This window comes from Sphingomonas sp. CCH9-F2 (assembly GCF_001556735.1).
Lineage (GTDB): Bacteria > Pseudomonadota > Alphaproteobacteria > Sphingomonadales > Sphingomonadaceae > Sphingomonas > Sphingomonas ginsenosidimutans.
In genome coordinates this window covers 1-706 of the sequence record NZ_LSJO01000549.1, presented here as the reverse complement: position 1 = coordinate 706, position 706 = coordinate 1, and the positions used below count along the sequence as shown (strand labels likewise).

The window sequence follows — 706 nt, the reverse complement described above, 5'->3', positions numbered from 1 at the left end:
GCAATGGGCTGCGCTGGCGAGATGCGCCCAGCGCCTATGGGCCACACAAGACGCTGTACAATCGGTGGAAGCGTTGGGGCGAGGCCGGTGTGTTCACGCGAATGATGGAAGGTCTGGCTGCAGCTGGCGCCGAGCCGCAGACGGTCATGATCGACGCAACCTACCTTAAGGCTCACCGCACGGCATCGAGCCTGCGGGTTAAAAAGGGGATCTCGGCCGCCTGATCGGCCGCACCAAAGGCGGCATGAACACCAAGCTTCACGCCATCGCCGATGCGAACGGGCGCCCCTTGAGCTTCTTCATGACCGCGGGCCAGGTCAGCGACTACACCGGTGCGGCAGCGCTGCTCGATGACATGCCGAAGGCGCAGTGGCTGCTTGGGGATCGCGGCTACGACGCCGACTGGTTCAGGGATGCCCTCCAGGCCAAAGGCATCCAGCCCTGCATCCCAGGCCGCAGGTCGCGCAACGAACCGGTCCGGTACGACAAGCGCCGCTACCGGCGTCGCAGCCGCATCGAGATCATGTTCGGCCGCCTCAAGGACTGGCGCCGGGTCGCCACCCGCTACGACCGCTGCCCCACCGCCTTCTTCTCCGCAATCGCTCTCGCTGCCACCGTCATCTTCTGGCTGTGATCAACGAGTCCTGACCCTAGGGAGCCAGCCTGCGGACTTCATCAGGGCCAGCAGCCATGCGGTGCTGCGCGA

Annotated in this window: 1 pseudogene; it reads left to right on the top strand. The window is 65.6% G+C overall.

The window, feature by feature from the left end:
- Positions 1–634: pseudogene (locus tag AX685_RS21175) on the top strand (IS5 family transposase); the annotation flags it as partial.
- Positions 635–706 lie beyond the last annotated feature (72 nt).